The 388-nt window shown below is 61.6% G+C and carries 1 protein-coding gene; it reads left to right on the top strand.

What is annotated here, in order from left to right; translation table 11 throughout:
- Nucleotides 1-80 precede the first annotated feature (80 nt).
- Nucleotides 81-388: hypothetical protein (locus M9827_RS27630; RefSeq protein ID WP_250608396.1), on the top strand; the 308-nt coding region annotated here is incomplete at its 3' end.

The raw sequence follows: 388 nt of genomic DNA, 5'->3' as shown, positions 1-388 counted from the left end.
CCTACTCGCCCGACTTCTTTCCTGATTGATCCCCCGCAAAGTCCGCGCACCTTTTTCTTCATGTGCGCGAGTGCTTGCCCATGCTTCAACCCGATCGGCTTCTGGCCCTGAACAACAGCATCGGCCTGCTCATTGTTGCCGCCCTGAATCCCGACGAGCCGGATTTTGACAACCTGATCAGCGAGTTTCGCCTGTGCCTGAACAACTACGACGCCTGGGCCGAGCAGTTCTGGACCGGAACCGCGCTGGATGTCGAGCAGGTCTTCACCGTCGGCAACGACGTGCGCCTCAGCGCGCCGATCAAGTCGCGCCAACCGCTCAGTTCATCGGTGGTCATGTGCTCGGCCAGCGGGGCGTTGACGCTGGTGCACATGTTCGAGGCCGCGCG

Source organism: Pseudomonas sp. AKS31 (assembly GCF_023634765.1).
Classification (GTDB): domain Bacteria; phylum Pseudomonadota; class Gammaproteobacteria; order Pseudomonadales; family Pseudomonadaceae; genus Aquipseudomonas.
This window is presented reverse-complemented; position numbering and strand designations above follow the sequence as displayed.